The sequence below is a fragment of the Marinifilum fragile JCM 15579 genome (assembly GCF_001310955.1).
In the GTDB taxonomy this organism is placed as follows: domain Bacteria; phylum Bacteroidota; class Bacteroidia; order Bacteroidales; family Marinifilaceae; genus Marinifilum; species Marinifilum fragile.
Window position 1 is genome coordinate 304575 of the sequence record NZ_BAZX01000002.1, and the last position, 26006, is coordinate 330580.

The 26006-nt window shown below is 37.8% G+C and carries 27 protein-coding genes; 7 read left to right on the forward strand and 20 right to left on the reverse strand.

The genetic code is table 11. The features are described from left to right. Positions 1-17: 17 nt before the first annotated feature. Genes JCM15579_RS03215 through JCM15579_RS03230 form a run of 4 tightly spaced genes read right to left on the reverse strand, consistent with a single transcriptional unit; the run spans position 18 to position 4450 of the window. The gene (locus JCM15579_RS03215) at positions 18-1151 is read right to left on the reverse strand and encodes an efflux RND transporter periplasmic adaptor subunit (protein WP_054715635.1); all 1134 of its coding nucleotides are present in this window, start codon (positions 1149-1151) and stop codon (positions 18-20) included. Positions 1152-1180: 29 nt separating this feature from the next. After that, complete coding sequence (locus tag JCM15579_RS03220; protein ID WP_054715637.1) at positions 1181-2431, reverse strand: ABC transporter permease; 1251 nt, start codon at positions 2429-2431, stop codon at positions 1181-1183. Positions 2432-2455: 24 nt separating this feature from the next. Continuing rightward, the gene (locus JCM15579_RS03225) at positions 2456-3709 is read right to left on the reverse strand and encodes an ABC transporter permease (RefSeq protein ID WP_054715642.1); all 1254 of its coding nucleotides are present in this window, start codon (positions 3707-3709) and stop codon (positions 2456-2458) included. A gap of 21 nt (positions 3710-3730) precedes the next feature. After that, positions 3731-4450: an ABC transporter ATP-binding protein gene (locus tag JCM15579_RS03230; protein WP_054715643.1), complete on the reverse strand. Its 720-nt coding sequence runs from the start codon at positions 4448-4450 to the stop codon at positions 3731-3733. A gap of 402 nt (positions 4451-4852) precedes the next feature. Between JCM15579_RS03230 and JCM15579_RS03235 the strand changes: the two genes are divergently transcribed. The 3 genes from JCM15579_RS03235 (at position 4853) to JCM15579_RS20135 (ending at position 7008) form a co-directional block, all read left to right on the forward strand. Further along, complete coding sequence (locus JCM15579_RS03235) at positions 4853-6196, forward strand: deoxyguanosinetriphosphate triphosphohydrolase (protein WP_054715646.1); 1344 nt, start codon at positions 4853-4855, stop codon at positions 6194-6196. A gap of 3 nt (positions 6197-6199) precedes the next feature. Then, the gene (locus JCM15579_RS03240) at positions 6200-6721 is read left to right on the forward strand and encodes a hypothetical protein (protein WP_054715649.1); all 522 of its coding nucleotides are present in this window, start codon (positions 6200-6202) and stop codon (positions 6719-6721) included. A 137-nt stretch (positions 6722-6858) separates the two neighbouring features. Further along, positions 6859-7008 carry a hypothetical protein gene (locus tag JCM15579_RS20135; protein WP_157471301.1) on the forward strand — a complete coding sequence of 50 codons (150 nt, stop codon included), beginning with the start codon at positions 6859-6861 and terminating at the stop codon, positions 7006-7008. Between the two features lie 95 nt (positions 7009-7103). Here the strand turns inward: JCM15579_RS20135 and JCM15579_RS03245 are convergent, their stop codons facing one another. The 14 genes from JCM15579_RS03245 to JCM15579_RS03300 form a co-directional block, all read right to left on the reverse strand. After that, positions 7104-8207: a CotH kinase family protein gene (locus tag JCM15579_RS03245; RefSeq protein ID WP_157471303.1), complete on the reverse strand. Its 1104-nt coding sequence runs from the start codon at positions 8205-8207 to the stop codon at positions 7104-7106. Between the two features lie 26 nt (positions 8208-8233). Then, positions 8234-10108: a metallophosphoesterase gene (locus tag JCM15579_RS03250; RefSeq protein ID WP_054715655.1), complete on the reverse strand. Its 1875-nt coding sequence runs from the start codon at positions 10106-10108 to the stop codon at positions 8234-8236. Between the two features lie 214 nt (positions 10109-10322). Further along, a complete protein-coding gene (locus tag JCM15579_RS03255) occupies positions 10323-10850 on the reverse strand; it encodes a DUF4833 domain-containing protein (protein ID WP_054715660.1) in 528 nt (175 codons plus the stop codon). Then, entirely contained in the window at positions 10847-11845 is a 999-nt protein-coding gene (locus JCM15579_RS03260) for an NAD-dependent epimerase/dehydratase family protein (protein WP_054715662.1), read from the reverse strand. Before JCM15579_RS03260 ends, JCM15579_RS03255 begins: the two co-directional genes overlap by 4 nt. A 1-nt stretch (position 11846) precedes the next feature. After that, positions 11847-12809: an N-acetyltransferase gene (locus tag JCM15579_RS03265; RefSeq protein WP_172677352.1), complete on the reverse strand. Its 963-nt coding sequence runs from the start codon at positions 12807-12809 to the stop codon at positions 11847-11849. Continuing rightward, positions 12707-12967 carry a hypothetical protein gene (locus tag JCM15579_RS19970; protein WP_083464507.1) on the reverse strand — a complete coding sequence of 87 codons (261 nt, stop codon included), beginning with the start codon at positions 12965-12967 and terminating at the stop codon, positions 12707-12709. Before JCM15579_RS19970 ends, JCM15579_RS03265 begins: the two co-directional genes overlap by 103 nt. Further along, positions 12958-13821 (reverse strand): aminotransferase class I/II-fold pyridoxal phosphate-dependent enzyme, encoded by an 864-nt coding sequence (locus tag JCM15579_RS03270; RefSeq protein WP_218186041.1) that lies wholly within the window; start codon positions 13819-13821, stop codon positions 12958-12960. Before JCM15579_RS03270 ends, JCM15579_RS19970 begins: the two co-directional genes overlap by 10 nt. Then, positions 13818-14165 carry an aminotransferase class I/II-fold pyridoxal phosphate-dependent enzyme gene (locus tag JCM15579_RS20585; RefSeq protein ID WP_218186042.1) on the reverse strand — a complete coding sequence of 116 codons (348 nt, stop codon included), beginning with the start codon at positions 14163-14165 and terminating at the stop codon, positions 13818-13820. Before JCM15579_RS20585 ends, JCM15579_RS03270 begins: the two co-directional genes overlap by 4 nt. Next, positions 14162-14815, reverse strand: coding sequence for an LTA synthase family protein (locus tag JCM15579_RS21740; protein ID WP_083464508.1), 654 nt, complete (start codon positions 14813-14815; stop codon positions 14162-14164). The genes JCM15579_RS20585 and JCM15579_RS21740 overlap by 4 nt, the downstream gene beginning before the upstream one ends. Beyond that, on the reverse strand, positions 14737-15306 hold the full coding sequence (locus JCM15579_RS21745; RefSeq protein ID WP_306305806.1) for an LTA synthase family protein: 570 nt from the start codon (positions 15304-15306) through the stop codon (positions 14737-14739). The genes JCM15579_RS21740 and JCM15579_RS21745 overlap by 79 nt, the downstream gene beginning before the upstream one ends. Further along, the gene (locus tag JCM15579_RS20140; RefSeq protein ID WP_157471305.1) at positions 15201-16040 is read right to left on the reverse strand and encodes an LTA synthase family protein; all 840 of its coding nucleotides are present in this window, start codon (positions 16038-16040) and stop codon (positions 15201-15203) included. The genes JCM15579_RS21745 and JCM15579_RS20140 overlap by 106 nt, the downstream gene beginning before the upstream one ends. A 50-nt stretch (positions 16041-16090) precedes the next feature. Next, complete coding sequence (locus JCM15579_RS03290) at positions 16091-18052, reverse strand: DUF5686 family protein (protein ID WP_054715676.1); 1962 nt, start codon at positions 18050-18052, stop codon at positions 16091-16093. Further along, positions 18030-18638 (reverse strand): carboxypeptidase-like regulatory domain-containing protein, encoded by a 609-nt coding sequence (locus JCM15579_RS03295; protein ID WP_054715679.1) that lies wholly within the window; start codon positions 18636-18638, stop codon positions 18030-18032. Before JCM15579_RS03295 ends, JCM15579_RS03290 begins: the two co-directional genes overlap by 23 nt. A gap of 620 nt (positions 18639-19258) precedes the next feature. Next, entirely contained in the window at positions 19259-19966 is a 708-nt protein-coding gene (locus tag JCM15579_RS03300) for a hypothetical protein (RefSeq protein ID WP_054715682.1), read from the reverse strand. Positions 19967-21055: 1089 nt separating this feature from the next. On the opposite strand from JCM15579_RS03300, the gene JCM15579_RS03310 reads away from it, so the two are divergent. Both JCM15579_RS03310 and JCM15579_RS22200 read left to right on the forward strand, forming a co-directional pair. After that, positions 21056-21340, forward strand: a complete 285-nt coding sequence (locus JCM15579_RS03310) for a hypothetical protein (RefSeq protein WP_054715688.1) — start codon at positions 21056-21058, stop codon at positions 21338-21340. A 94-nt stretch (positions 21341-21434) separates the two neighbouring features. Further along, on the forward strand, positions 21435-21995 hold the full coding sequence (locus JCM15579_RS22200; RefSeq protein ID WP_373280231.1) for a CPBP family glutamic-type intramembrane protease: 561 nt from the start codon (positions 21435-21437) through the stop codon (positions 21993-21995). Here JCM15579_RS22200 and JCM15579_RS22205 read toward each other — a convergent pair. Continuing rightward, the gene (locus JCM15579_RS22205; protein ID WP_054715693.1) at positions 21992-22714 is read right to left on the reverse strand and encodes a DUF6320 domain-containing protein; all 723 of its coding nucleotides are present in this window, start codon (positions 22712-22714) and stop codon (positions 21992-21994) included. The two genes, JCM15579_RS22200 and JCM15579_RS22205, sit on opposite strands and share 4 nt — an antisense overlap. Positions 22715-22717: 3 nt before the next feature. Beyond that, positions 22718-24001, reverse strand: coding sequence for a hypothetical protein (locus JCM15579_RS03325; RefSeq protein WP_054715696.1), 1284 nt, complete (start codon positions 23999-24001; stop codon positions 22718-22720). 647 nt (positions 24002-24648) lie between these two features. Here JCM15579_RS03325 and JCM15579_RS21245 point away from each other — a divergent pair. Further along, positions 24649-24822: a lyase family protein gene (locus JCM15579_RS21245; RefSeq protein WP_245625804.1), complete on the forward strand. Its 174-nt coding sequence runs from the start codon at positions 24649-24651 to the stop codon at positions 24820-24822. 562 nt (positions 24823-25384) lie between these two features. Then, complete coding sequence (locus tag JCM15579_RS03335; RefSeq protein ID WP_054715702.1) at positions 25385-25828, forward strand: Hsp20/alpha crystallin family protein; 444 nt, start codon at positions 25385-25387, stop codon at positions 25826-25828. The last annotated feature ends 178 nt before the right edge of the window (positions 25829-26006 follow it).

Sequence of the window (26006 nt, forward strand, 5' to 3'; positions counted from 1 at the left end):
CTCTTTACAAAGCTTGCTTAATCTTTCTTTTCTTCTTTTTTCTTTTCTTTAATCATATCTGATTTTTTCTTCTTCTCACCCTTAAGTTTGTCGTCTTTGGTAATACCATCTAAAACCTCAATATTGATTCCATCAGATAATCCGGTTTTAATGAATCGTCTTTCAAATTCTTGAGGAGAAGTTTCTACTTCAACAAAAGTTGAGTCATTTTCAAACTCCAACAAACTTTCGTTTATAGCAAGTACTTTTTCTCTTTTATCCAAAACGATTTCAGCATTTGCGCTATATCCTGATCTAATAAAATATTTGTCGTTTAGTTTAACCGAAGCTTTAATTTCAAACTGAATCGCACCATTTTCTTCAACTCCTTTTGGAGAAATATACTCAAGATTAGCATCGAATTTAACATCCTCAATTGCACCAATGGTAAGTTTAAGATTCATTCCTTGATTAATTTTTCCAACTTCAGTTTCATCAACTTTACCTTGGAAAATCATTTCACCCATATCAGCTACGATTGCTACGGTAGTACCATCATTGAAAGTATTAGATTGAATTACAGAATTACCTTCTTTAATTGGAATATCCAAAATCATACCTTCAATTGTTGAGCGTATAATTGTGTTAGTTGCAGTTGCCGATTTCTTGGTAACCCCTTCTTTAATCAATTGCAAGTTATCTTTAGCAGCCTGCAATTCTTCTCTGGAATTACGAAAAGCCAACTGTGTTTTTTGGAAATCAGATTCTGAAATAACTTTTTTGTCGTATAATGCTTTATCGCGATTGTAATTGATCTCAGAATCTTCAAAGTTAATCTTTGCAACATTAACTCTTGATTCGGCACTATTCAAGTTAATCATATCTGGAATGATCTTAATTTTAGCAATAGGATCACCTTTTTTCAGCATTTCACCAGCTTCAACATATAGAGTTTCGATAATACCTGAAACTCCTTGAGGCTTAATTTCAATTTCTTTTCTAGGCACAACGGAGCCTGTTGCAATTGTCTTTTTAACAATGTCAGTAATCTCAGGAGATTTTGTGTTATAAACTACAGGTTTGTCTTGCGACTTTTTATAAAGGAAAAAAATGGTTCCTACAAAAAGGACGATTAACCCTACAACCATTAAGATTCTTAGAACTTTTTTCATGACTTGTATTATTTTCAGATTTATGACTTTTATTCGTATCTCAAAGCATCAACGGGCTTAATTCTAATGGCTCTTTGTGCTGGTAAAAGTCCAGCAAGAACTCCAAAAAACACCAAAACTCCGAGTGCTATAAATGCTACATTAATATCAACGTAGGGATTTAAAATTTGTGGGTTAGGGCTTCCTTCTGTTGCTTTGCCAATTAATTCAACAATAACAACTCCAAGTACTAGTCCCCAAAATCCAGCAAAAGTGGTTAAGAATACCGATTCGTTAATGATTTGACCAACTACCAATGCCGGTTTTGCACCAATTGCGCGTTTAATTCCTAGCTCCTTGGTTCTTTCTTTCACAACCACGTGCATAATATTACTCACCCCAATCACTCCGGTGATGAGAACACCAAACCCAATGACCCAAAACAGGAATCCAATACTATTAAATAAGCCAAAAATCTTATTGAAAATTTTGGCAATATTGAAATTCCCAATGGCTTGTCTGTCTTCAGGATGTATCGAATGACGGCGAGCTAAAATTTCAAATATTTTATCCTCTAATTCTGCTACAGATTCACCAACCTTTGCTGTTGCCAGAAAAACATAGAATTTATCACCGTAATTGTAAAGCTGTTGTAGGGTAGTGTATGGCAATTGAATGATATCATCACGATTCCCCATGTTATTACTTAAAGGTTTAATTTCACCGATGATTTTGAAAAAAATACCGTTCACTTTTAGGTATTGTCCAATTGGATCCTCATCTTCTTCGAACATGAGTTCTTTAACACGAGGACCAATGGTAATTACTTTTCGGAATTCCTTCAAATCATTTTCGTTGATAAATCTTCCAGAAACTACTTCAACAGGATTTACCATGTTCATTTCAGGAGATGTCCCTTTAATTCTAAAGTTTCCTTTTTTCTCTTTTCGAAATGTATTGTGAGTTGCACCACCACTCCAGCCATTAATGTCAGGAGCGATATGTTCCAATTCAGGAATATTTTTTTTGAGTGCTAGCAAATCGTCATTGGTAAATTGGTAAAATCTGTTCCGGGGTAAGCCCTTATAGGCTTTGGTTGTTCTTTCTACCCAAAACACTGTTGAATTGGTTGCAAAGTTTCCCAAAGAAGATTGAATGTTATTTTGAAATCCTCTTCCTATTCCAAGAAGAGTTACCAAAATAAGAATACCAAACATCACACCTAAGCCAGTTAGGATGGTACGAAGTTTATTCTTTTTTAGTGCGGCAGTAATCTCCTGCCATTTATCTAGATCGAACATTCTAATGTCGTTTATAAATTCGTATTATTCGTCTCTTAAAGCTTCAATCGGTCTGATGGCTGCAGCTTTTCGTGCTGGGAAAAATCCTGCCAAAGCACCGGTAATTACCAAAACAATTGTTGCACCTATTGCTATTCCAAGGTCAACTTGTGGGTCAAGGAAATATATTGCTGCTGGAGCATACACTTTTTCGATAATGTCAAATTGATTGATAGCTTCCAATAATCCTACCCCTGCAATTAGTCCTATATAACCCGAAGCAGCAGTAATAAATATTGCCTCCATTAAGATTAAACCAACAACTGAACCTGGAGATGCGCCAATGGCTTTTCGAATACCAATTTCTTTTGTACGCTCTCTAACAACAATCATCATGATATTGAAAACACCAATTACGCCTAGTACAATGGTGAATATTCCTATGATCCAAACAAACATTTCAATTGCACTAAATAAACCTGCGAAAGTTTGAGAGTTTTCAATATTATTCTGAATCCATAGTGCATTTTTATCTTCCTTGCTGAAGTTGTGTCTGTCAGCCATTTTATAGGTAATCTGCCTTTCGATCTTTTGGCTTTCCTCAACCGAAACATCATTTAAAGTGAAAGAGATTCTACGGATATGATCGTTGTTGTTAAATATTTTTTGGGCTACAGTAATCGGAATGTATATTTCTCTTGAGTTGTCATCGAAACTTGACTGATGAAAAACACCAATTACTTTAAACTTGATATTATTAATGTTGATGTATTTGTTAAGAGCTGTTTCTTTGGGGAAGAGTACTTTTTTTACCTCATCCTGAATGGCTACAACTTTTCTGTGTTCATCCAGATCTTTTTGATTAAGAAACCTTCCCTTAATGATGTCAAAGTTTTTAATTTCCTTGTAAGTATCATGAACAGGCGAAACATTAAAGTTTCCGAAATTATTTTTATAGGAAATTGTTTCAGCTCCTGGAATGTATGACATCGCCGAAATCGCATCTATCTTTTGAATTGACTTTTTCAGATTCAGGAAATCATCATTTACCATTTGAATCCTTTTGCCTTCTGGAGTTCCTTTGTATGCTTTGGTAGTTCTACCACCAAATATTTGCATACTGTTTGTTGCATCTTGAGCAAATACAGAAGTCATACCATTACGTAGGCCTCTTCCTGCCCCCAAAAGGAAAATCAACATAAATATTCCGGTTGCAACCGAAAAACCAGTTAAGATCGTACGAGTTTTGTTTTTCCTAATGGTACTAAATATTTCTTGCCACTTATCTCTGTCAAACATAGCTTGATATTAGGGTTTGGTTTATTCCTGAAGAGGAATTTTAACCGATTCAGTATGGTTAATTTTGTTATTCTCTACGATTGATTCGATAACACCATCCTTTAAATTGATGATTCTATCTGTCATATGGGCAATATCATTTTCGTGAGTAACGATAATTACAGTAATTCCTGATTGGTTGATTTCTCTTAAAAGATCCATTACTTCAATTGAAGTTGCTGAGTCAAGAGCTCCGGTGGGTTCATCGGCTAAAATAATTTTGGGTTGAGTAATCATAGCACGGGCGATGGCAACTCTTTGCTTTTGTCCACCCGAAAGTTCGTTTGGCATATGGTGTGCCCATTCTTTTAATCCCATTTTATCAAGATACTCTATGGCAAGGCTATTTCTCTTTTTTCTTGATACTTTTTGATAGTAGAGTGGAAGGGCTACATTTTCCATAGCATTTTTAAAAGAAATCAGATTAAATGATTGAAATACAAAACCCAACAAATTATTGCGAAGCTTGGCAGCTTTTGTTTCGCTCATCGATTTAATTTCCTCGTTGTTTAGCACGTAAACTCCTTCGTCATGGTTGTCTAAAAGTCCGAGAATATTCAATAATGTTGACTTTCCGGAGCCGGAAGATCCCATGATTGATACCAATTCACCTTCTTTAATATGCAAATCGATACCTTTAAGGACATGCAACTTGTTGGTTCCGGTGATGTACGATTTGTGAATGTTTTGTAATCGGATCATAATATTGATGTATTTAAAAAAATCTATATACAATAGTAATTTTATGTGATTGGATTTCAAATTTATTTAGACCAACGTACACAATTATCGACAAACCTGTATTATCAACTGATAATGTCGAATTAAATAAGCATAATAATAAATTAGAAAATCTTCACCCCAATGATACTTTATTTTTCAATACTCGTGCCACATAATGGAACTGTCATTAAATCAGCAAAATGAATGATTTGTACATTCTTTTTTGATGGTTTATGTGTACGATGTTATTACATAGGATGTACGAATACGTACATTTCAATGTATCAGTATAACAGTTAAAGTGGTGAATTGTTAATAATTGCTAAACAAATCGGACAACGAGAATTTTTTAATGTAATTTAGGAGCTTTAAATCTAAATTATGGATTGGATAAAATTACTTTCAACGAAAAGATTCGGACAAGAAGATAAATACTCACCTGCAAGTGTTGATGTGAGAACTCAATTTCAAAGAGATTACGATAGGTTGATATTCTCATCACCATTTCGTCGTTTACAAAATAAAACACAAGTTTTTCCGCTACCCGGAAGTATTTTTGTACACAATCGATTAACTCATAGTTTGGAAGTTTCTAGTGTCGGAAGATCACTTGGTAATTTGCTCGCTGAGAAATTAATAGAGAAGAAAAAAGTTGATCCTGATTCAGGGATTAGAGAAATAGGCAGTATTGTTGCAGCAGCATGTTTGGCTCATGATTTGGGTAATCCTCCTTTTGGTCACTCTGGGGAGAAAGCCTTGTCGCATTATTTTGAAAAAGGAGAAGGGGCAGAGCTTAAGGATAAATTTAGCGATGAGGAGTGGTTCGATTTAACCAATTTTGAGGGCAATGCAAATGCCTTACGACTGTTGACACATGCATTTAATGGAAGAAGAATAGGAGGATTTGCACTTACCTATTCTACCATAGTATCCATTGTAAAGTATCCTTGGGAGTCAAATAAAATTCCTGAAGTTGGAAAGAAAAAGTATGGATATTTTCAGACCGAAAAGGAGTCTTACTTTAAAATTGCCAGGGAGTTGGAAATTCCTGAAGTAAGTGAAGGAATATATGCACGTTTCCCTTTGGTTTACCTGGTTGAGGCAGCCGATGATATTTGTTATCAAATTATGGATATTGAGGATGCTCACAAATTAAACATTTTGAGTACTGCAGAAACCAAGGAACTCCTTCTAAACTTTTATGATCCTGAAAAAGAAAAATCAAGTCTTGATAGAATTAATGAAACTTGCCAGGAGGTAACTGACACCAATGAGCAGATTGCATTTATTAGAGCCAGTGTAATTGGTAAACTGGTGGGAGAGTGTGTTCATGTTTTTCTTGATAATTACGATGATATTTTAAATGGAAGATTTAACGGAACTTTAATCAAGGAGGTAGAGCCAACTTGCAAGCAAGCGTATAAAACCTGCGCGGGAGTAGCTGTTCAGAGAATTTATCGACACCGATCGGTTATTGAAATTGAGTTGGCAGGTTATAAAATTTTGGGAACCTTATTGGAGGAATTCGTTTCAGCGGTGATGGAACCCGATAATTTCTATTCGAAAAACTTACTATCCTTAATCCCTCAACAATACGATGTGTCAGGTGAGAGTGATTACAAGAAAATCATGTCGGTGTTGGATTTTGTATCTGGCATGACCGATGTATTTGCTCTTGATTTGTATCGAAAAATAAAAGGGATTGAGTTGCCTGAAATAAAATAAAGTATGAGAAAGTTTATATTGATCTGTGTCCTTAGTTTTGCTTGGATATCTGGTGTTGTTGCACAGGAAGAATGGAAAAAAATAGAGTCAGAAAAATCAAAAATTAGATTTTCAATTCCTGATCAACCCATTGTTCACAACAAAGAGCTCAATGGTATTTCAATAGAGGTGTTCAGTTATAAGGATGCAGTAACGGTATTTGGGATAGTGGCTTCTGATTTTTCCAAAGTAGGAATTGATTTTTCCTATTCAGATCCATCCGAATATTATGAAGAAATGAAAGAAGGCAGTTTGGTAAGTAGTGGGACAATTCTGTTAGAGGAAAGATCCGTGGCTTACCAAAAAATGCTGGGGAAAGAAATTGAATATACACAGATGGTGGGCAAACATGAGTATACCTATTTTAAACGTTTCTTCTTCCGTGGCAAATACATTTATCAAATTGCGATAGGTGGGCCATCGCGCATGAAAAGAATACTTCTTGACAAAAAGAATTTGTACTTTAATTCAGTGGAATTTTTATAAGATTTTACGTAAATGTTAATTGATATTACGTAATCGTGAATTCATATTACGTAATCGTTAAACCATACAAAATCAGCTTGAAAATTATTCATAATCCTATTAAATTTAAGGTAGTAAAACAGTAAACTTTAGGGGATATGAAATTTTTAAAAAAGCTAAAAGATTTGTTCTACACGGTAGACGACGATTTCGTAGTTGTTGATCTTACTACGAAGATGATTCAATCGATGAATGCTAGAGATTGGAATCGATTAAAAAACAAGAAAAACTTCATGGTTATAAAGTAGTTTTTGTTGTAAAAATTAAAAGAGATGGGCTGAAATGATATTGGCAAATCGTTTTAGCCTGAGGGTTTGGCGACCTTATGAAAAAATGATTTCGACTATTTGTCGGAATTTTTTTTGCCATTTTCTTTGTATTTCTTTAATCCCTGAATAACAATATTGCCTGTTCCATTTGGGTTGCATGGATATTGAAATTCCCTTTTGCTCAATTTTTTATCATTGATAATTTCATAAAACCGGTCTAGGTATTTAAGTGTGTTTTTCTTGTTAGTTTTATCGAGTAAGGTATTATTCTCGTAAATGGCATAAATTTCTTTTTTCAATTCATTAAATAACTGGAAAGTAGATTCAAATTCGCTCATGTCATCCAGACAATATCCTCTATACCTTCTATCGCGAACAGAGCTTAATTGAAGGGCTTCTGCAGGTGCCGCATATGGTGTATTTACAATTCCAGACATGTCAAAATCGTAAGGAACAGCATATAATGATGAATTGTTTTCGCTGTTTAATATTTTAATATTGTGAAGGTATTGGATCGACCAATCAGTGTTGCCAATCAGAAATTGAAATACAGACATTTTAAGAAAATACTCCTTGTCGATTGTTTCCGGATTAACTTGTAGTTGCTTTCGAATAGCTGAAGAATTTCGTACGGCCATTTTATCCTGATCTTCTATGAGAATTCCATAGCCGGCATTTCTGATTTTATTTCGATTTATGTCTTCAAAAATCACTTTTACCAATCTTACTCGAAAGCTTTTCTCTGTAATTAACTGGTAGATTTTATAAACCAGGTATTCTTGTACAACAAATTTTTCATCAACACAAGTTGTTACCAGTTTTAATTTATTCTGTCCCTTAAAAATGGTTTCAGCCAAATCCGGCAAAGTGTCAAAATTTAAAAGAAGGGGAGGAATTGCACAATTTACTCTCATCTTGCGAAAATGCCCTCTTGTTTTTACACGAATATCTATAGAGTGGTGTTGGTTATTGATTTCATATGAGAAAACAATAGGGTGATATTTTGCATTTTCTTTTCTGTCGTTGAACAATTTTCTGATATCTCCTTTGAGTTTGATTTCAAAAATTTCATCACTCTCGAATAGAGGAGATGGCTCATAAGAGCTGTTTGTTTCATTTTGAGCACAAATTTCCCAAGTAAAACACAAGGATAATATCAGGACGAAAAAGAATCTCATATTGATTAATTTGTTGTGCATAAAGATTATTCCCGAAGAATATATTCATCAATCAATTCCAATGTATCGGGGTTCTTAACACGAACTTTAATTTTATTTCCATCAACATCAATCAGCACCAGAGCATTCTGCGTAGAAAAGTTTCGAACATTTTCCGACCATGGTGTTTTTTCCTGTGCATAATAGGGAGCTCCAGCTGCACCATTGTTTATCTGGTAGAAAGTTCTGTTTAATTCCAGCTTTTCGTGCGGATACTCCTGGGGATATTTTAGCATTTTGTTGGTAATGGTAAGCAGGTTGTAATTGTGTTCATCGCCACTTAGGATAGCCACCGTTTTTTTACTCTGGTTAACGATGAGGTCAAGCAATTCATCACGCCTTTCGATGATTCCTTTCTTATAAAACTGTCCGTTCACAACTGCTCTAAAGTTGTTGTTGCCATCATACCACATATCATCTTTTACATGTCCGCCATTGGGAAAGAAAGGAGTGTGAATGGAGATAAAAACATGGTCGATATCTTTATTTTTTTCCAACTGCTTTAGCGTTTTTTGAAGCCATATCATTTGATTATCCATAATAAAAGCATGGAGATTACCACCAGTGGTGGGTATGCCACTTGGAGTGTAAAAATAATCCGAGTTTAGAACAACTACAGCCACATTGTCATAGGCATACCAGAATACACTTTCCTTGTAGGAAGGAAAATCTATTGTATTGGAGTTGGGATCATATTTTGAGTTGTCTTCGCTTCGTGGGCCATTTTCGGGCAGTGTAAAATTATCTTGAAACAAAGATTCACTTGAATCATCTTTAAAAGGGAAATGATCGATGGCATGATAAGTGCCTGCCTCGGTATCGTTAAAAACAAAATTATAGGCTTCGTGATTTCCAAAACCCGGAACAAAAGGAATGTAATGCCACCAGGGTTCTACTGCATGTTTCCAGTTTGCATATTGCAGGTTCATGCGTTCTCGGCTGGTGTCGTAGCCATTGATTAAATCGCCTGTAAACTGAACAAACTTGGCATTTTCGGACATGGCCAAAGCTGCAATCTTTTTCATGATGTAAGCATTGGTGCCAAAAATGTTTCGCTCGCCACCGCCGTTTCCAGCGCGAGAATCACTGCCATAGGCAAAAGTAAAAGCTTTTCTGCTTCCCGGATTAGGAGCAGTTTCAAAGCTAAAGTCATATTTAAAATCACCCACCGAAACGGTATAGGTATACTTTCGAGAGGCTTGTAAATCATTAACCTTTATTTCATGATATTTAGCTGGCCTCTTGTTTTTATATGTCTTTCCATCGATTTGAATGCCTGCCTCAACCTCTTCCGAAGTAGTAAAAGATATTACCGCACCTTTGTGCGAAAGTTGATTGATAAAAGGGCCTTCAACTATGGTGGGTTCTGTTTTAAACATTTCGTCGGAGTAGGTAAAAGCCATTCTGCCATCGTAAAACATATCGCCTTTGTCGTTTACGATACGATAGCCAATCACACCTTTTCCTGTCTTCTCCCAATCGATCATATCATATTTGCCCGATAAAAATCTTTTAATTGGGATATGACAAATGCCAATATTTATGGACGAACTCTCACGAAAATAAACCGGTTGCGGATGTTTGCCATCATTGTAATTGATAAATCCGTAATAAAGAGTACCATTCAGTTCCGGAAATTTAAAATCAAAGCTTAATCCTTCCTTTGTTCCGATGGCAGCCGCATATAAATCTTCAAATTTGAATTGATCATTTTCTTTTAAGGCATAAATTCTTCTGTTTTCCATTTGAAGAAATACGCCATTTTCATCGGAGCCGATATTACTATAAACAGCTGGAATCTCCTGAGCAAGGCCAAAGGAGAATGTTGCCAGAAGTAAGGCAATGGTATTCAGAATCTTCATGTTGTATGCTTATTTAAAATGATTCTATTAAAGATACAACATGATCAATTCAATGTGAAAATTATTTTTTGGATGATTTAAAAAAGCGAACCCCAAACATTCTTGAGATTCGCTTTCATATGAAATTAGGTATAAATATTAATCCAAGTTTGCATAAGATCGTTTTTCAATTTTTTTATTTACAATGTTACTTTTTGATTACAGTTTAATTCGATCAATCAATATAAATATGTTCTTTTTTGAGCTTATCACTGTTGGGAAGGTTTGTGTACACTTCCAGCAAATCAACTTTGGTCCAGAGACCTGCATTGTTGGCATGTATAAAGATGTGATCGAGAGAGACCTCTTCCTGGTTTTTGCTCTGGAAAAAGACCTTTGCCTTGAAAGGAGCCACCTGCTTTAGTATCAGTTTTAAGTTTTTGTAGGATACCAAATGAATATCGTACTCGTTGGAGCAGTTTTCTCTTGCCTTGTGTTTCACTCCATAGGCAAAGCTGTTCTCCATTCTTGTCAAAGGTTCTGTTTGCCCGTTTTTCTCATATAAAATCCAGTAGGCCAGAATGGGTTCTTCCTCATTTAGTTGCCCATTGTCCTTGAAATTAGCTTCATAAACAACTGTGTTGGTGTTGTGGGTGCGTTGAATATAGAACAGGTGATGCTCCTTTTTGTCAGGGATAGGATAGTCTGCGACTTCCCCCTTACAAAAGGGGAGTATGCTCAGAAAGATCAATAGTACATTCATAGTTGCTTGTTTTTTTTGTACCACTGAATACTTGATGCAATGCCCGTTTCCAAATCGTATTGTGGTGTAAAGTTGAAAACCTCCAGCGTTTCCCGGGAGTTGCAGGCCCAGTTCATGCTGATCAGTTCCTTGTATTTGTCACTGTTAAGCAAGGAGGTTTTGCGCCTTGTGTGAGCTATCTTTTCCGAGATAAAAGAGATGCCCCACAACAGTGGCTTTGGTATGACAAGGGGGAAGGTCCATTTTCCCAGTGTCTTCTTGCTGATTTTCGACAATTGTCGGCAGGTGTAGGTTTCCCCATCCGATACAAAGAAACTTCTATTGCTTACCGAACTGTTCGTTGATTGAATGAGCAAACGGGCAAGGTCTTTCACATAGATGAAGGAGAGCTGCTGCTTGGGACTGCTTATGTAGGGCTCAAGATGCTTTTGGATTGCCTTGAACAGGGACAGGAAATCCTTATCCCTGGGGCCATACACAGCCGTTGGCCTGAATATCAGGTAAGGCACTTCCTGCTGTTTTTTCAGATATTGCTCTACTCGTAGCTTACTTCTGCCGTAATGCGTAATGGGAGCAGGCTGATCAGATGGTTCAATGGGAAGCATACTTTGTGCATCTCCCGGACCCATGGCAGCCAGGCTACTCATTAATATAAATTTCTTGGGGGCAAACTTAGCTTCCACCAACGATTCCAGTAGATTCTGAGTATATTGATTATTGATTCGGTCAAAATCAGAGGGCTCCACGACTTGCGTGGCTCCGGCGTTGTGAATCACATAATCGAAAGCGGGAATATCCAGCTTTTTCCACTCCTGCTTTAGTTTTTTACGGTCGGAAAGATCCAGCCTCAAAATGTGAGACCGATCCACATCCAGGTATTTCAAATTACTATTGCTACGCACCCCGGCATAAACTTCATGCTTTTGCCTGAGGGCTTCTTCTACCAGGAAACTCCCAATAAATCCATTTGCTCCGGTGATAAGTATTCTGCTCATCCTATAATTGTTTGGAGTAACACCTGCGTCTTTTGTGTTGCCTGTTTGGGGTGAATCGCCACATGGCTTGCACCTTCTTGTTATCCTCCAGTTCAATATTGCTCTCGGCGGTATAGATTCCCATGCGGGCAGCGCCGCTGATAATGTCGCTCATGATAATGGCATTAACTCCCTTGTTTTGGTACTGCTCATCCACTGCAATCAGGTAAAGGTCTACGCGGTCGTTTTTATTCACCGCCTTTAGCAGGTGCAGTGCGCCAAAAGGAAACAGCTTGCCCTTTGCCTTTTGCAAGGCCTTTGTGAAGGAAGGCATGGCGATGCCAACACCAATTAGTTTTCCAGTTTCGTCGCCTACCAAACTGATCAGATTCATGTTGATGAAACTCAAGTACGACTTGGTGTAATAATCCATTTGCTCCTTGGTCAGGGGGATGAATCCATAAAGATCCTTGTAGCACTCATTAATCAGCTTGAAAATTTCCGGGGCAATCTTCTTCACCTCCCTGGAACCTTTGGGTTTGATGCTGACCAACTTGTTTCTTTCCTTGCATCTTTGGGCAAGAGACTCCATTTTTCCGGCAATGGCATCGTTGGTTTGGATCTCATATTCCACCCAATCGGTACTTTTTTCGAAGGCTAAGTTTTCAATGTGCTTCTCGTAATACGGGTAGTTGTATTGAGTGGCCAAAGTGCCTTCACAGGCAAATCCTTCAATCAGCAAGCCTTGACGATCCATATCTGTAAAGCCCATGGGGCCATGCAATACTTCCGCATCATTTTGCTTCAACCACTCAATGGCGGTTTTCATTAGGGCAGCCGAAACTCGCTGGTCGTCGGTAAAATCGAACCAGCCAAAACGGCCTATCTTCTGATCCAGCTTCTCTTGCTCTTTTCGGTTGATGATGCTGCAATGCGCCCCACAACTTGATTGTTCCGGTAAGCCAGCCAGTATTTGCCCTTGCAAAAAGCCAGTGCCGGATTTTTACTTTTTTTCAGGGTATGCGATTCGTCAAGATGAATGGGAAAGGCAACCTGCTTATTGTTTTTGTATAGGGTCGTGTAAAAACGAATGAACTGCTTCATCTCAGCAGCCGTTTTCACCTCTTTTATTTCTAGTGACATAGGCTTTCCTTCGGGACATATGATTTTACAACTTGACTAATAATCTCAATGGCATGCTCAATTTGCTCTTTGCTGTGAGCTGCTGTCAGAGAAAAACGCAATAGCGCATCATTCTCTTTCACCCCTGGAGCCACCACCGGATTGACATAGATTCCTTTATCCAGTAATTTTCTGGCTACGCGGAAAGTAAGAATGCTGTCGCGAATATAGATTGGAATAATTGGTGTTTCGGCAAGACCAATATCCAGGTTGTGTTCCCTCATCAGGCGTAACGCATAGCGGGTATTTTCCCATAACCTTTGGCGAAAGGAGTCGTCTGATTTGATGAGGCGCAGTGATGCCAACACACTGGCCGTTGAAGCTGGCGGCAAGCTGGCACTGAACATGTAGGAGCGGGAGGCGTGGTTCAAATAGTCAATCACATCTTTATTACCGGCAACAAAACCACCCACCGAAGCCATCGACTTGCTAAAAGTTCCTCCTATCAGATCAACCTGGTCGGTGATGCCGTAGTGCGAGGCAGTACCGGCTCCATGATTTCCCAATACTCCAATGGCATGGGCACAATCCACAAAAGTGAAGGCATTGTGTTTATTTGCTTCCATTACAATTCTGTCCAGCTTGGCAATATCTCCATCCATGGAAAAAATACCATCGGTGACAATAAGTTTTACCCCCGCAGAGTTTTTTACTCTGTTCAGTTTTCTGCCCAAATCAAAAATATCATTGTGTTTGTATTTGATACGCTGGGCCAGGCTCATTCTGCAGCCATCAATAATTGAGGCATGGTTTAGCTCATCAATAAAAATATGATCCCCTTTCCCAGCCATGGCCGGAAGTACACCCGTATTCACCTGGAATCCTGTAGGAAGATGATGACTGCTTCCTTGCCCAGGAAATCTTTCAGTTCATCTTCCAATTCGTGGTGTAAATCCAGGGTTCCGTTCATGAATCGGCTCCCGGTACAGGAGGTGCCGTATTTGTTGATGGCCGCTTTGGCCGCTTCTTTAATTTTTGGATGATTGTTCAGTCCCAGATAGTTGTTCGAGCCAAACATCAATACCTCATGGCCTTCGATAATGGCTGTATCGGATTGAGGTGATGAAATGGGACGAAAAAAGGGATACATGTTGGTTTCACGTAATAGTTTGGCCTGAATGACCAAATTACTGTTTTTAACGAAATCGTACTTACTCATGACTTATTATTTTGGTTTATTAGACGAAGGTGGGCGTGTAACAAGGACAGCATGTCACCTACTACTTTAGGGTTCAAATTTTTGATATCGTGTTTCTGATAAGGGTCTGCTTCTATTTGATAAAGAGCCTTACATTTCTTACCATCGTAGAGCAGTAGGTAATCCCCCTGAATCATTTGGTAGCACTGGTTGACAATGCTCACTGCAAATTTTGGCGAGTGCGGATCAAGCAGGTTATTCCCTGCAGATCTAAATTTTTCCTCATAGTTCAGGTAGCTGAGTACCGTAGGGAAAACATCGATTTGCTGCACCCGTTCTTCTCGTTTGCCTTTCAAATTCCTGCCTGGTGCATAAAACAGCAAGGGAATAGCAAAGGCATTTGCCGAGGTTGCATATTTCTTGTGCCAGGGAGTAATGGCATGATCGGCCGTGATGACAAACAGGGTATTTTGATACCATGCTTTGCTGGCAGCGGTTTTAAAAAACTGGCGCAGGGCATAATCGGTATATAGCATGGTTTCATGAATGCCATTGCTTCCCTTGGGAAATTTTCCCTGGTACTCCTTTGGTACTACGTAGGGATTATGCGAGGACAGCGTGAATACCGTCGATAAAAATGGCTTCTTGCACTCGTCCAGTTTTTCGGCCATATAATGCAGGTATGGCTCGTCGAATATGCCCAGGTGCCATCAAAGTCTTTTCCGGCAGGATATTCATCCAGTCCGTAATAGTGATCTACATCGGCAGATTGGCAAAAATCAGCAAAGCCCATGGTGGCGTTGTGCGAGCCATGAAAAAAGAAGGTTTCGTAACCTTTAGCTTTTAAACAGGAGGCTAAACTTTCTACTTTTTTACCTGCTTGGTTGGCCAGAATAAAAGGAGTCTGGTTGGCAGGGATCGAGGACAGGATGGCTGGTACAGCATCCATGCTCTTGCGTCCGTTGGCGTAGGCATGGGTGAAATATAAGCTTTTCTGCATCAGGGAATCCAAAAAGGGAGCATAACCTCTGTAGCTTCCTCCTTCCAAATCCGTATTTAAACTCCCGAAAGTCTCCCGGGTAAAGCTTTCCAGTATGATGATGACCACATTGTCGGGTCTGAATTCTCCTGCTGATACCTTTTGCTCTTGTGGCTGAACCACCGGAAGGTGGATGCTGAATCATCGCCGTAAGAGGAAAGTAGGGTGAAGGCCGAGTTGAGAACAATGCCGGCATCTTCCACCTGCTCCACATCGTCAAGGGCATCGCTTATTTGTAAGGACTCGCCAAAGGGATTCAAATTATTGATGCTTCCAAGGTAAGTACCCAATGCCATCAGCAACCAAACGCCGAATGCTGTTTGGTAGTCAAGTTCTCTTCTGGTCTTCTTGAGTTTCGAAAGGCTGTAGCGGAAAAACCACAGCAAGCTGCCAATCAATAGGCCTAGCAGAACAAAGGCATACCAATAGGTAAGCAAAAATTCCCCGCCAAGCGATGACATATTGGCCTGTGTTCCCAGGTAATCGAAAATCGACCAGGTGATGCGTTTCAAAGTGTAGGGATAGTAAAAGATATCGGCAAGATTAGCCACCAATCCCACAGTATTCACCACGGCATACAAAGCCATCAGCAGGTATTGGTACCACTTCCTTTCGCAAAAGGAAAAGGGCAATATACTCAGTAGAATAAAGGGGGCATTCAGCATGCAGACAGCTGCTATATCGTACTTGATTGCATTCACCAGATAAATGGGATAGAGGTGCCAAGAGATGTTGCAGAACAAAGCCTGGTTAAAACCAATAAACAGCAGGCGACTAAACTGAAAAAGGAGCATCAGCAAAATGAGCTGATACCCTAAAGTAGTAAATCTGGATCTTACACTTACTCGTAATTTCATGATTTGATCTTGATTGATTATTTGATGATTTATTTTAGGTGCAGACCAAATTAGAAACTCACTTCTATTCTAAACCTAAAACCATGACTGGAAGAGAACTTGTCGAAATAGGCTCCCTTGTTAATTCGGTTCACATATTCAACCCTCAGGCATTTGAAAATGTTGGTCACCCCAAAGCCCATTTCCATATAGGGTTCCTTGCCTGGTGCCTGAAGCATATTGGGAATCTTCATTACTTTGTTGTGATTTCCCAAGAGTTTTCCGTGGTAGGCCTTAAAGCTAACCACCTCCCTTAAGTTGAATTTTTTGATCAGCGGAAGCTTGTTGAAAAGAACACCGCCACCGTTCAAGCAGAGGTGAGCACTCATGTACATATCGCTGGCAAAAGAGGAATGGTGCAGCAGGTTGAAATGGTAACGTGCCGATCCAATATCGCGTGTTCCCCGTGGCATTTGCAGCAATGGGTAAGGAACGCTTCCAAGTACTGCTCCCCCTTCAATCATCGACTTTAAAAACATGGGCCCCATGTTAAAGCGACTTTTCATCGACAGGTTCACATTGGCATAGTAGCCACTTTTCTTGCCATCTTCCACAGGCAATTTGTACTGTCCCATAAGGGTAGAGATATGGAATACCGGTTTCTGATTTCCGTAATAGATGCGTGAGAAAAAGCCCTCGTCGTAATCCTGGCCAAAGGAAAGTCTGGCATCCAGCATCACATTGTAGGTGTCGAAATGCGACAGACTTTGGTTTCCCTGCTCAAAAGCCAAATTGTAATTCGAGTAAAACCTATTCAGCTCAGGGCGCACTAATATGCCCAGACTCGTATTTATCTGGTGTTCATAGCTAAGGTCGACATGACGGTTGCGTATCAGGTAAGGATTAGGAACCTCCGAGGTAAAAGAGGAAATGATATTTCCACCCCCCTGCTGGTAAGGGTTCTCCCTGATGAACTCTACGAACTTGTTCCTGGTCAGATCAAAATAGTCGTAGTGGTAGCTGGCCGACAGGATACTTCTTTTTTTCGTAGGAAGCATCACTTTTACATTTCCGCCATAGGCCCACTCTTTGTTTTTAAATCCATAGCCCAGGTAAGCTCCTGCCATAAAATTCTTAAAAAGTTTTTCGCTGGTGCGCAACGGCAAAGTCAATCGGTGCCCTTCTATTTCATTTTTGCGATAAAAAGAGAAGTATGGACCCAGATCCAGCTTGCCCAAATTATAATAGCCGTTCAGGGTCATGGCACTAAACTTATCAGCCACCTTAATGAATTTATTTTCTTTCAATTGCTTGATTCCCTTGTAGGCCGACTGCTCAAAGGTGTCAAGAGGAGCCACTTCATGCCTGAAGGCTATAATTTTATTGTTGCTGGCCTCTGTATTTAGCAGTGCATAGCTCGAAGAGGGCTTTTCCGCGAGGGGAGCTAAATCATTGGTGCTGGCATCGCGATAGCAGATTAACTTTTGCACATCGAAGGTTTTCTTCTTGCGCTTGTTTCCCTCTTTCTTGTTGATGGTCAGCTTCAAGTTAATCTTCTGGGTTTTGTAGAACCACTGCTCATCAGAAAGTTTTTCGTAATTGATGTGTACCTCCAAGTCCTTCACAAAATTCAGGTTGGCCGAATTGGGCAGCGAAGCCTTTATTTCGGTCAGGGCCCAACTGCCTTCTTCTACCCAGAAATGTCCCTTAAAGGTGATGTTCTTATAGCTTTTGGGAAAGAAATTGAACTTGTAGTGCTTCACTTTGTTGCTTACAATACTATCACTTAGGTAGATATTGTAGTACATCAGGGCCGTGCTCGATATCGGGCTGGGAAATCCTCTTGTTAAAATGTCAATCTGGTTGTCGTAGAAATTGAATTCGGTGGTCACCTTCTTGTCAAGCACCGACTTGATTTGCGGGTTGACCTGCGAGAGAATCCCATCCGATTTCTGAGCCGTAATATGGCTGTTGTCTTCTTTATCTTTTCGGGCGTGCTCGCTGATGGTTTCATCCATATAGAAAGGCATCATCAGTAGAGTCGCTGCTCTTTACAAAAGCATCGGCCGATTTTCTGAATGTTTTCGATTGCGAGGTTTTCACCCCCAGATTCGATAGGAATACCGTTGTGCGCGTGTAGTCCTTGTAGGACAGGGCTTGGTAGTTATCGGGATTATTTTTCTTCCTGTTCTTAATCACCTTTCTCAGCAGAGAGCGCTCGTATGAGTTGTCGGGCTTCACGGTAATCTCGTTCAGGGCCACCACATCCTCCTCAAGCATTACATTCAGGAATTGATTTTTATTCTCAACGCGAACCTCCTGCGACTTGTAGCCAATAAATTTAATGATGATGGTGCAAGGGAATTTCTCAATGTTCAGGTTAAAGTTCCCATCACTGTCTGACATCATGCCATTGGTGGTATTTTTTACCAGCACATTGGCAAATGGGATGCTCTCCAGGGTTTTCGAATCCTGAATTTTTCCCTTGATGTTGTTGGAAAATCCCTGGATTGAGAAAAGCAGAATTAGGGCAAGGCAAAAACATTTCAGGACATGTTTTCGGCAAATTGCCTGGTCTTCATATTTGTTTTCTTGTTGTAAATTCCTTTCTCGCATCATGTTCACTACAAATCTTTGTTCATCTTCCAGTGAAATGATCCCATTTCACTTTTTCAATACAAAGACATCTGTCAGCCTTAGGACACGTATGCGAGCTGTAATTTTTCTTTTGTTTTAACTTTTTTTAACTGGTTTCTGATATCATAGAACTCCTGGTTTTGATTGATATAGAGCGATATGTGGTTCTCCATTCTATCTTTCCTTTTGTCCTCCTATATTACCATGTTGGTTGTATTATTTTAACCACCGAGGTGCACAGAGTTTCACAGAGAATATCACGGTGCTCTGCACCTGTTTTTTCATTGAATCACGGGGGCTACAAATATTACGCAGCTCTGCTGCTTAATGTGGATGACTTTCATTTAAAACACCTCAAATGTTGAATATGCTGCTAAGGTGCAGCGCACCACAATATTTGTAGAGAAGTAGTAGGGTTTGTAAATCAAGGTACAGCGTACCGTAATATTTTCCTGATTTTGCTTTCCGGCTTTTCTCTGTGCTCCTCCGTGTTCTCTGTGGTGATATCAATATTTTATCCTTATGCTTTACGGATATAAAAATGCGAACCCCAAACATTCTTGAGATTCGCCCCGGTAAATATATCAACTTAACACTATTTTCTATTCTTCGTTTGTTGTTTCTTCAACTACTTCTTCATTCTCTTCGGCCTGTGTAGTCGATTTGCTCGAAGCATAAAGCACATAGTCGTTGTAAAAAGCTTCGTTTTTGTGCTCCCAGATTCTTTTGCCAACCTCGCACAATTCAACAATTAATTCGTAAAGCTCATTACCCATTGCAAGACGCTCCACACTTTTTTGTTCGCGAATTGATATGGCCTCGGCTTGTGCATCAATGGCATCGTCTAAAGCAATGGTAGCATCGGTAGTTTGGGTGATTAACTCGGGAGTTACATTGCGTTTGCTCAATGGTTCTTTAAAGAATTCGGCAGTTTGACAAACATGCTTGGCATAAGCTACCAATTCATTATCGGTTTTGCGATCTACTCCGCTAAAACGGAAAGTAGCATACTCTTTGCTTCCGCTGCCCAAAGCCAATTTGGCTTTAAAAGTAACTTCTCCTAAAAGTCCTACCAAAGTACTTCTGCATTCGTCCTTGGCGTTGGTCTTTAAGGTTTTTTGCCCTTCCCAATACATGTCGGGTAGGATGTCTTTAAACTGTTTGGTTTTGTCTGCCACCTGGGTAGGAATGGTTTCTTCGTAGCCAAACTTCACGAATTCCGCCACATCACGAGCAACAACAGCTTGAACTCTATCGCCGCGCTGTCCCAACTCAGAATAGGCCATTGTAAATTTTTTAGTCTGTTTCATTGTTTAATAATTTTAGGGTGATTGATATATTTTACCGCTGGAATTAATATGTTGTAAAAAATACAGATTTAAGTTAATAATATTATGCTTTTACTTGTATTAAAATATGTTAAAAGTAATTGGAGGTTGCTGAAATGCCGATTAACAGTAGCTTTGCGACTATTTTGTTAGATGATATTTTAGCTTTCAGCTTATAATCAGGTGCTAAAATGGCTTTTTGTTAGAGTTTTAAAAGGCGAAAATAATAGTTGATATGTCATTTTTTGCATGAGACCTGCCAATGTTAGCGTGAGACTTGCCAATGTTTCCCTCAATGTTAATAAGTGCACGCTCATACCTGTCATCTGCATCGTGAGACCTGCGAACCGCACGCTCAATGTTGAAAACTGCGCCGTCAATGTTAATAAATGCATCGTGAGACCTGTCATCTGCATCGAGAGACCTGCCATCTGCACGCTCAATGTTGATAACCGCACGCTCATTGTTAATAAGTGCAATGCATTTGGCAGGAATGACTCAAACATTGGCAGGTGGGAGCTTGCATTTGCTCACTCACACAAGCTCAAGGGCAGATAGAAGCTTGCCGATGAGGAGAATTAGTGTACCAATGACAGGAGAGAAGGAAACAATGCCAAGAAAGAGTGTGCAGTTGTGGGTGTTATGGTAGAGACGTAGCACTGATACGTCTTTACGAATGAGAGGAGGCTTTTATGAGGAATTTGAGTAATGAAATGTCATTAGTAAAAGAATTAAAGTTTTATAGCAATAGCAAAAGGCAACGGCTTTTGTGTTTTGAATGGATGATACTAAACCCTGAATGGGTGAGAGTTTACGCCCTGGTGGGGTAGCTAAGGAATTGAAGCTAATGGTGTTATTAGCTTTTTTATGAAGTTCTGTTTAGGCTCAAATTTATCTACAAGAATTGTGCAGATATTAAATCACATCCTCAAATTCATTCTAATTAAGAATTTTTTGTGCTGCTTTGGTATTTTGCACTACCTTACAAAGTATCTAAGTAATGATTAACAAATCTAACCTGTTGAGATATTGCGAAATGGCATTAGAATTTAAACACTTAAAAGCAGAATTATGATACCAGAAAAATTTAAAAACTATTATACGGGAAAGAATACTCTGTTTTATCCTGAGTACGAATTTATTATTAAACTTAGTTACCCAAGAGTATTTGTCAAATATAAAATAACAGAAGGTTATTATACTGATTTTGATAAATTTTTTAATAACATAGCTGAAGTTCAATATCTTGAAGGTGATAGGCCTTCTGAAATAGATCAGCAAAAGATTCTTGATGACATATGGAATTATATTACTATGGAAAAAGGTTCGAATCAAGATGACTATATAGAATCATAAGTCTGCAAATCTGATAGGTAAATTGAAATATAATAGTCTACAACACCTGGAGATACTGGCGGTTTTTATAACTGCCATTCTTAAGTTCATCCTTATGGATCGGCTAGATTATAGAGCATTCTATACTGTAGGGGTTATTCTGTTGTGGCTGATTTATATTTTTTTTAGGGTAAAAACTAATCCCAAAAGCTTGCATGTTTGGGGTTTTAAGAAAGAGAATTTCAAGCAAACAATTATTTATTTGACTCCTATAATTTTTATAAGTATTGTAATATCTGTTATTTATGGTAGTTATAATAGTGAGCTGTCTTTTTCCTGGCATTTTATTTTGATATTTTTACTTTATCCATGTTGGGGTATTATTCAACAATTTATGATGTTGGGAATTATTTCACATAACCTGGTAGCCATTTCAAAAGTAAAAATTAACAGGTTTTTTATCATTTTTCTGGTCTCAACATTATTTAGTCTAATTCATTACCCAAGTTATTCGCTTATGATTTTCACCTTCTTTTTAGAAATGGTGTTTATTACGGTATATCTAAAATGGAGGAATTTGTGGGCTATTGGTCTTGCTCATGGTTGGATTGCAACATTTATATTGTACTTTATTTTGAATCGCGATCTATGGTCAGAACTCTTTGTACGATTCTAAATATCAAAGAACCTACGCAACTTTATTTCAACCTTGAGCCTGTAATGTACAAACAATAATAATATTGATATTGGTATCAGACATGATCCTACAATGATACTCCATCGAAGTTGGATAGCATTTTTAAAATAGAGTGATATAAAAATTTCTGTGCATATCAGAAATATGCCTATTGCAAAAAAAATTACTGCTAAGATGTTAAATCCATGATGTTTTGATATTTTCACAATCCAAAACACCATAACCAAGAGGGCATATAGCGAAACAAGAATAGGTATTCCTAGTTTTATTCCCCAACCCGTATTTGAACTTATCAAATCTAGAAGTATAATGAGAAGAGCATTGGAAAAGAAATTACCCAAGACTAAAAAAAAGACTTTGTTCGGACTGAATGTGAAACAGCTAATGTTGGCAAATAGAGCTATGGAGACAACTACATTATATAATGACCAGGAGATTGTTTTATTTAAAATTAGATTGATAGTCATTGTTGCAATACTTCCTGATAGTAAGATTATGCCAGATATTTCCCAAAATAGTTTTCGTTTCTGAGCATTTGTCAGGTTCTTACTACCATTCTGAATTTCATTCTCAGAATTAAATTGTTTTGATTTCGATTCATGAGGGACACTCGGTTTCTCTCCTCTGGATAAACCGCACAATGGGCAAAAAGTCATATTAGTGTCCAATTCTACACCACAATAATTGCAATAACTCATATCCTAAATCTTATTTTTTAGTTTTACATTTATTCCTTGTTGACTAAGAAAGTGAAGGAATTTCTGCTCAAAATCTTTTGATTTGGAAATATTTCCAAAACTCAAAACAAGTTTATTATCATATCCAATAACACCACAGTTTAATTTAAGCTTTTTATTTGGGGGAGGTGGTGTAACGGCAAAAAAATTGACCTTATTACTAATTGAAGGTGGTAACTCTACTTTTCCCAAATTGGTTACTACTCCGCTGTATTGGTTCGCTCCTTCTGAATAGTATTTTATATGCAGCACAAGACTTTTTAACCATAGGGGTATTCCTCTGAGTAATATTTTTTTTTCGCTACCAACATTACGAGAGATTATTTTATTAATGAGTTTTTCGTCTGTTTCAACCTTCATTTTATGATAGACAATTTTGAGTATCTCTTCAAATGAATACTTGCCCAAGCGAAAATCTATTTCGGGCATTACAAAAAGTGAAAAATTACGCATTGTCTTACTTGGGTAAATTTTTCTGAGATTAATAGGAACCTGGATTCGAGCAATATTATTTCGAGGAGATATGCCTTTTCCCTTGTGTTCAAAATAGATGTCTTGCAGAACTAAAAGATAAACCGCGACTAAGTATTCGGTTATGCTTACATCTTTTTCTTGTATTTTTTGTTGAATTTCCTTGATGGATAAAATGGCGAACAAAACATCAAATCGTGGTTTACTTCTTAAATGGAAAGGTAGATGAAATGCCTTAGTTTGTCTTGTGATTGTAGGGATGTTTTCTTTAAAATAACGACGATATGCATCTTCAATTTCTTCTTTATCGAAATCCGTGGTGAAAAAATGATCTATTTGCTTATTGCTTATTAATCCTCTTTCATTAAAATAATAGATAAGAATTGATTTCAGAAAGATGAACAGGCCGTGACCATCCGTTAGAATATGTGATAACTCAACACTTATCTTATTTTTAAAGACGAGGACTCTTAGTAATAGTTTATTTTCTTTATTCTTATAAAATGCTCTACACGGTAGGGTATCATCAGGCATAACTTTTACTGAACCTTCTACCTGTTCAAGGTAATACCAAAAAAAGCCTTTACGTAATTGTACTTTAAAATAATGAAACCTTACTTCGGCCTTTTTAATGGCGTTTAGAAGACTGCTTATGACAATCGACTCTGTTAATACTGCCGATAATCTCATAACTGTAGTATGCTCCTTGTTGCGAATAGCTGGAAATATTTTAGCAGCATTATCTAAAGGACTCCAGAAGGTCTCTTTCTTTTTCATGGTATAATGGTTTGTTTGAAAACCAAATCTTTAGATTAAAGTTACCAATAAAATAAACTATTGAATAATTAAAATTCCTAACTTGTTATTCAACCTTTTAGTAATTAATTCTGAAAGTACAAGCTTAATATATCGTGAAGGAGGTTTTAATCATTTTTTTTAGTAGTTGGAAATTTGCCGCAGTTTTTCCAATTGCCATATATGCATTTGATATGTCATTTTTTGAGACGATACTATATACCAATATTGGTGGGATAGTTGGACTCGTATTTTTTACTTTTACTTCAAAAGGTCTAATTAAAATTTACGATGCTTTATTACCTGCTATTTTCAAAAATAGGATAAAACCTAAAAGAATATTTACAAAAAGAAGGCGGCGAATTATAAAACTTAAAGCCAAGTATGGATTCCCAGGAATAGTTCTACTCACGCATGTGGTCTTGTCAATTCCTATTGGGGTTTTCCTTACTACAAAATACTTTGGGAATAAAAAGTATAGCTACTTGTATATGGTTTTGGGTCAAGTTACCTGGTCATTTATTTATACAATTTTTTACACAGAGGTGAAGACTTTGATTCCGACATGACATTAGTTTTTAGTACATAATGAGTGACTATATAAGAGTCTTTTTTTTAAAGTTTAAATATTGAAAAAAGCAGCAGCTATTACTAATACAGAATTGGGAGTGTTATCTGAAGATAAATCTACACTAATTGTCAAAGTTTATGATGAAATTATTGCGGGTAAATTAGAAGATCACTTTCCTTTAGTTGTTTGGCAAACAGGATCAGGTACTCATACAAATATGAATTGTAATTAGGTTATTGCAATTGTAGTCATGTTATTTTTGGTGGAAAACTTGATGATGGAGAACGTTTCATACATCCAATCGATGACCTTAATAAATCACAACCATCGAATGATACCATCCCAACTGCAGTTGGTACAGGGCTATAAACAATATGTATAGCAAAACATGGCGTTGCCCCACTTTATTGCTAACGCCTCTTCGAGGTATATTCATTATGGGAAGCAATGGGAAGAGGTTTCTGCAAAGCCTGCATTTACTCCTCAAGAAATTTTGCATTCAATTGATTAATCAGAGCGATATTGAAACAAATCAGGTAAAGATAAAAATTGCATGATGTGACACAATGACTTATTTAGCAGTGTTTTGTGTCAAAAATTCAGAGGTGATATTTTGAATGATGAAAATTTGTCAGTTAACAGTATTGCCTATGTTTTGAAGAGGTTTTGATTTTCAGAGTTCTACAAAATCGTGGTGGATTTGGCATTTTATTTGAAAGAAATGAAGTGAATCGCGATTCTAATTTTATTGAGAATATAAGTATGTATTAATTTAAATTAGGGAGGGTATAATTATGACTTTAGTTAAGAAAAATACCGATAATTTTTTCCCATCCTTCTTTGATAACTTTTTCTCCAGAGATTGGATGGATTGGAATACCACAAATTTCTCTACAACAAACACTACTTTACCAGCAGTGAATGTTAAGGAGGATAAAAACGAATTTACGATTGAGGTTGCTGCACCTGGAATGGATAAGAAAGACTTCAATATTAACTTAGACAATAATCAGTTAACCATTTCTTCTGAAAAGAAGAGTGAGACTGAAAATAAGGGAGACAAATATACCAGAAAAGAATTCTCTTATTGTTCGTTCCAGCGTTCGTTCCAATTGCCTTCGGAGGTAGTGGATGGTGATAAAATAAAGGCCAATTATTCTGATGGAATTTTGGTGATTCACTTGCCTAAAAAAGAAGAAGCGAAGCCTAAACCAGCAAGAATTATTAAAATTTCCTAAAATTCATTGGACTGTTTATAAAAAATATGCTTGCCACTTACTCTGCAAAAGGTAGGTGGTAAGCTTATGGATTAGAATGAGCTTTAAAATAAAAGGTTTATTTAAATTGGAATCAAGAGAAATAGATTTCTCTTATCCTCAAGCCGGTAGGCTCCTACTTTTTCCATTGATGAAAAAG

Excerpts from the sequence above, each read along its gene's own strand:
- JCM15579_RS03215 (WP_054715635.1), bottom strand. The coding sequence starts at position 1,151 with ATGAAAAAAGTTCTAAGAATCTTAATGGTTGTAGGGTTAATCGTCCTT.
- JCM15579_RS03220 (WP_054715637.1), bottom strand. The coding sequence starts at position 2,431 with ATGTTCGATCTAGATAAATGGCAGGAGATTACTGCCGCACTAAAAAAG.
- JCM15579_RS03225 (WP_054715642.1), bottom strand. The coding sequence starts at position 3,709 with ATGTTTGACAGAGATAAGTGGCAAGAAATATTTAGTACCATTAGGAAA.
- JCM15579_RS03230 (WP_054715643.1), bottom strand. The coding sequence starts at position 4,450 with ATGATCCGATTACAAAACATTCACAAATCGTACATCACCGGAACCAAC.
- JCM15579_RS03235 (WP_054715646.1), top strand. The coding sequence starts at position 4,853 with ATGGATTGGATAAAATTACTTTCAACGAAAAGATTCGGACAAGAAGAT.
- JCM15579_RS03240 (WP_054715649.1), top strand. The coding sequence starts at position 6,200 with ATGAGAAAGTTTATATTGATCTGTGTCCTTAGTTTTGCTTGGATATCT.
- JCM15579_RS20135 (WP_157471301.1), top strand. The coding sequence starts at position 6,859 with ATGAAATTTTTAAAAAAGCTAAAAGATTTGTTCTACACGGTAGACGAC.
- JCM15579_RS03245 (WP_157471303.1), bottom strand. The coding sequence starts at position 8,207 with ATGAGATTCTTTTTCGTCCTGATATTATCCTTGTGTTTTACTTGGGAA.
- JCM15579_RS03250 (WP_054715655.1), bottom strand. The coding sequence starts at position 10,108 with ATGAAGATTCTGAATACCATTGCCTTACTTCTGGCAACATTCTCCTTT.
- JCM15579_RS03255 (WP_054715660.1), bottom strand. The coding sequence starts at position 10,850 with ATGAATGTACTATTGATCTTTCTGAGCATACTCCCCTTTTGTAAGGGG.
- JCM15579_RS03260 (WP_054715662.1), bottom strand. The coding sequence starts at position 11,845 with ATGAGCAGAATACTTATCACCGGAGCAAATGGATTTATTGGGAGTTTC.
- JCM15579_RS19970 (WP_083464507.1), bottom strand. The coding sequence starts at position 12,967 with ATGTCACTAGAAATAAAAGAGGTGAAAACGGCTGCTGAGATGAAGCAG.
- JCM15579_RS20585 (WP_218186042.1), bottom strand. The coding sequence starts at position 14,165 with ATGAGTAAGTACGATTTCGTTAAAAACAGTAATTTGGTCATTCAGGCC.
- JCM15579_RS21740 (WP_083464508.1), bottom strand. The coding sequence starts at position 14,815 with ATGGCCGAAAAACTGGACGAGTGCAAGAAGCCATTTTTATCGACGGTA.
- JCM15579_RS20140 (WP_157471305.1), bottom strand. The coding sequence starts at position 16,040 with ATGAAATTACGAGTAAGTGTAAGATCCAGATTTACTACTTTAGGGTAT.
- JCM15579_RS03290 (WP_054715676.1), bottom strand. The coding sequence starts at position 18,052 with ATGATGCCTTTCTATATGGATGAAACCATCAGCGAGCACGCCCGAAAA.
- JCM15579_RS03295 (WP_054715679.1), bottom strand. The coding sequence starts at position 18,638 with ATGATGCGAGAAAGGAATTTACAACAAGAAAACAAATATGAAGACCAG.
- JCM15579_RS03300 (WP_054715682.1), bottom strand. The coding sequence starts at position 19,966 with ATGAAACAGACTAAAAAATTTACAATGGCCTATTCTGAGTTGGGACAG.
- JCM15579_RS03310 (WP_054715688.1), top strand. The coding sequence starts at position 21,056 with ATGATACCAGAAAAATTTAAAAACTATTATACGGGAAAGAATACTCTG.
- JCM15579_RS22200 (WP_373280231.1), top strand. The coding sequence starts at position 21,435 with ATGGATCGGCTAGATTATAGAGCATTCTATACTGTAGGGGTTATTCTG.
- JCM15579_RS22205 (WP_054715693.1), bottom strand. The coding sequence starts at position 22,714 with ATGAGTTATTGCAATTATTGTGGTGTAGAATTGGACACTAATATGACT.
- JCM15579_RS03325 (WP_054715696.1), bottom strand. The coding sequence starts at position 24,001 with ATGAAAAAGAAAGAGACCTTCTGGAGTCCTTTAGATAATGCTGCTAAA.
- JCM15579_RS03335 (WP_054715702.1), top strand. The coding sequence starts at position 25,385 with ATGACTTTAGTTAAGAAAAATACCGATAATTTTTTCCCATCCTTCTTT.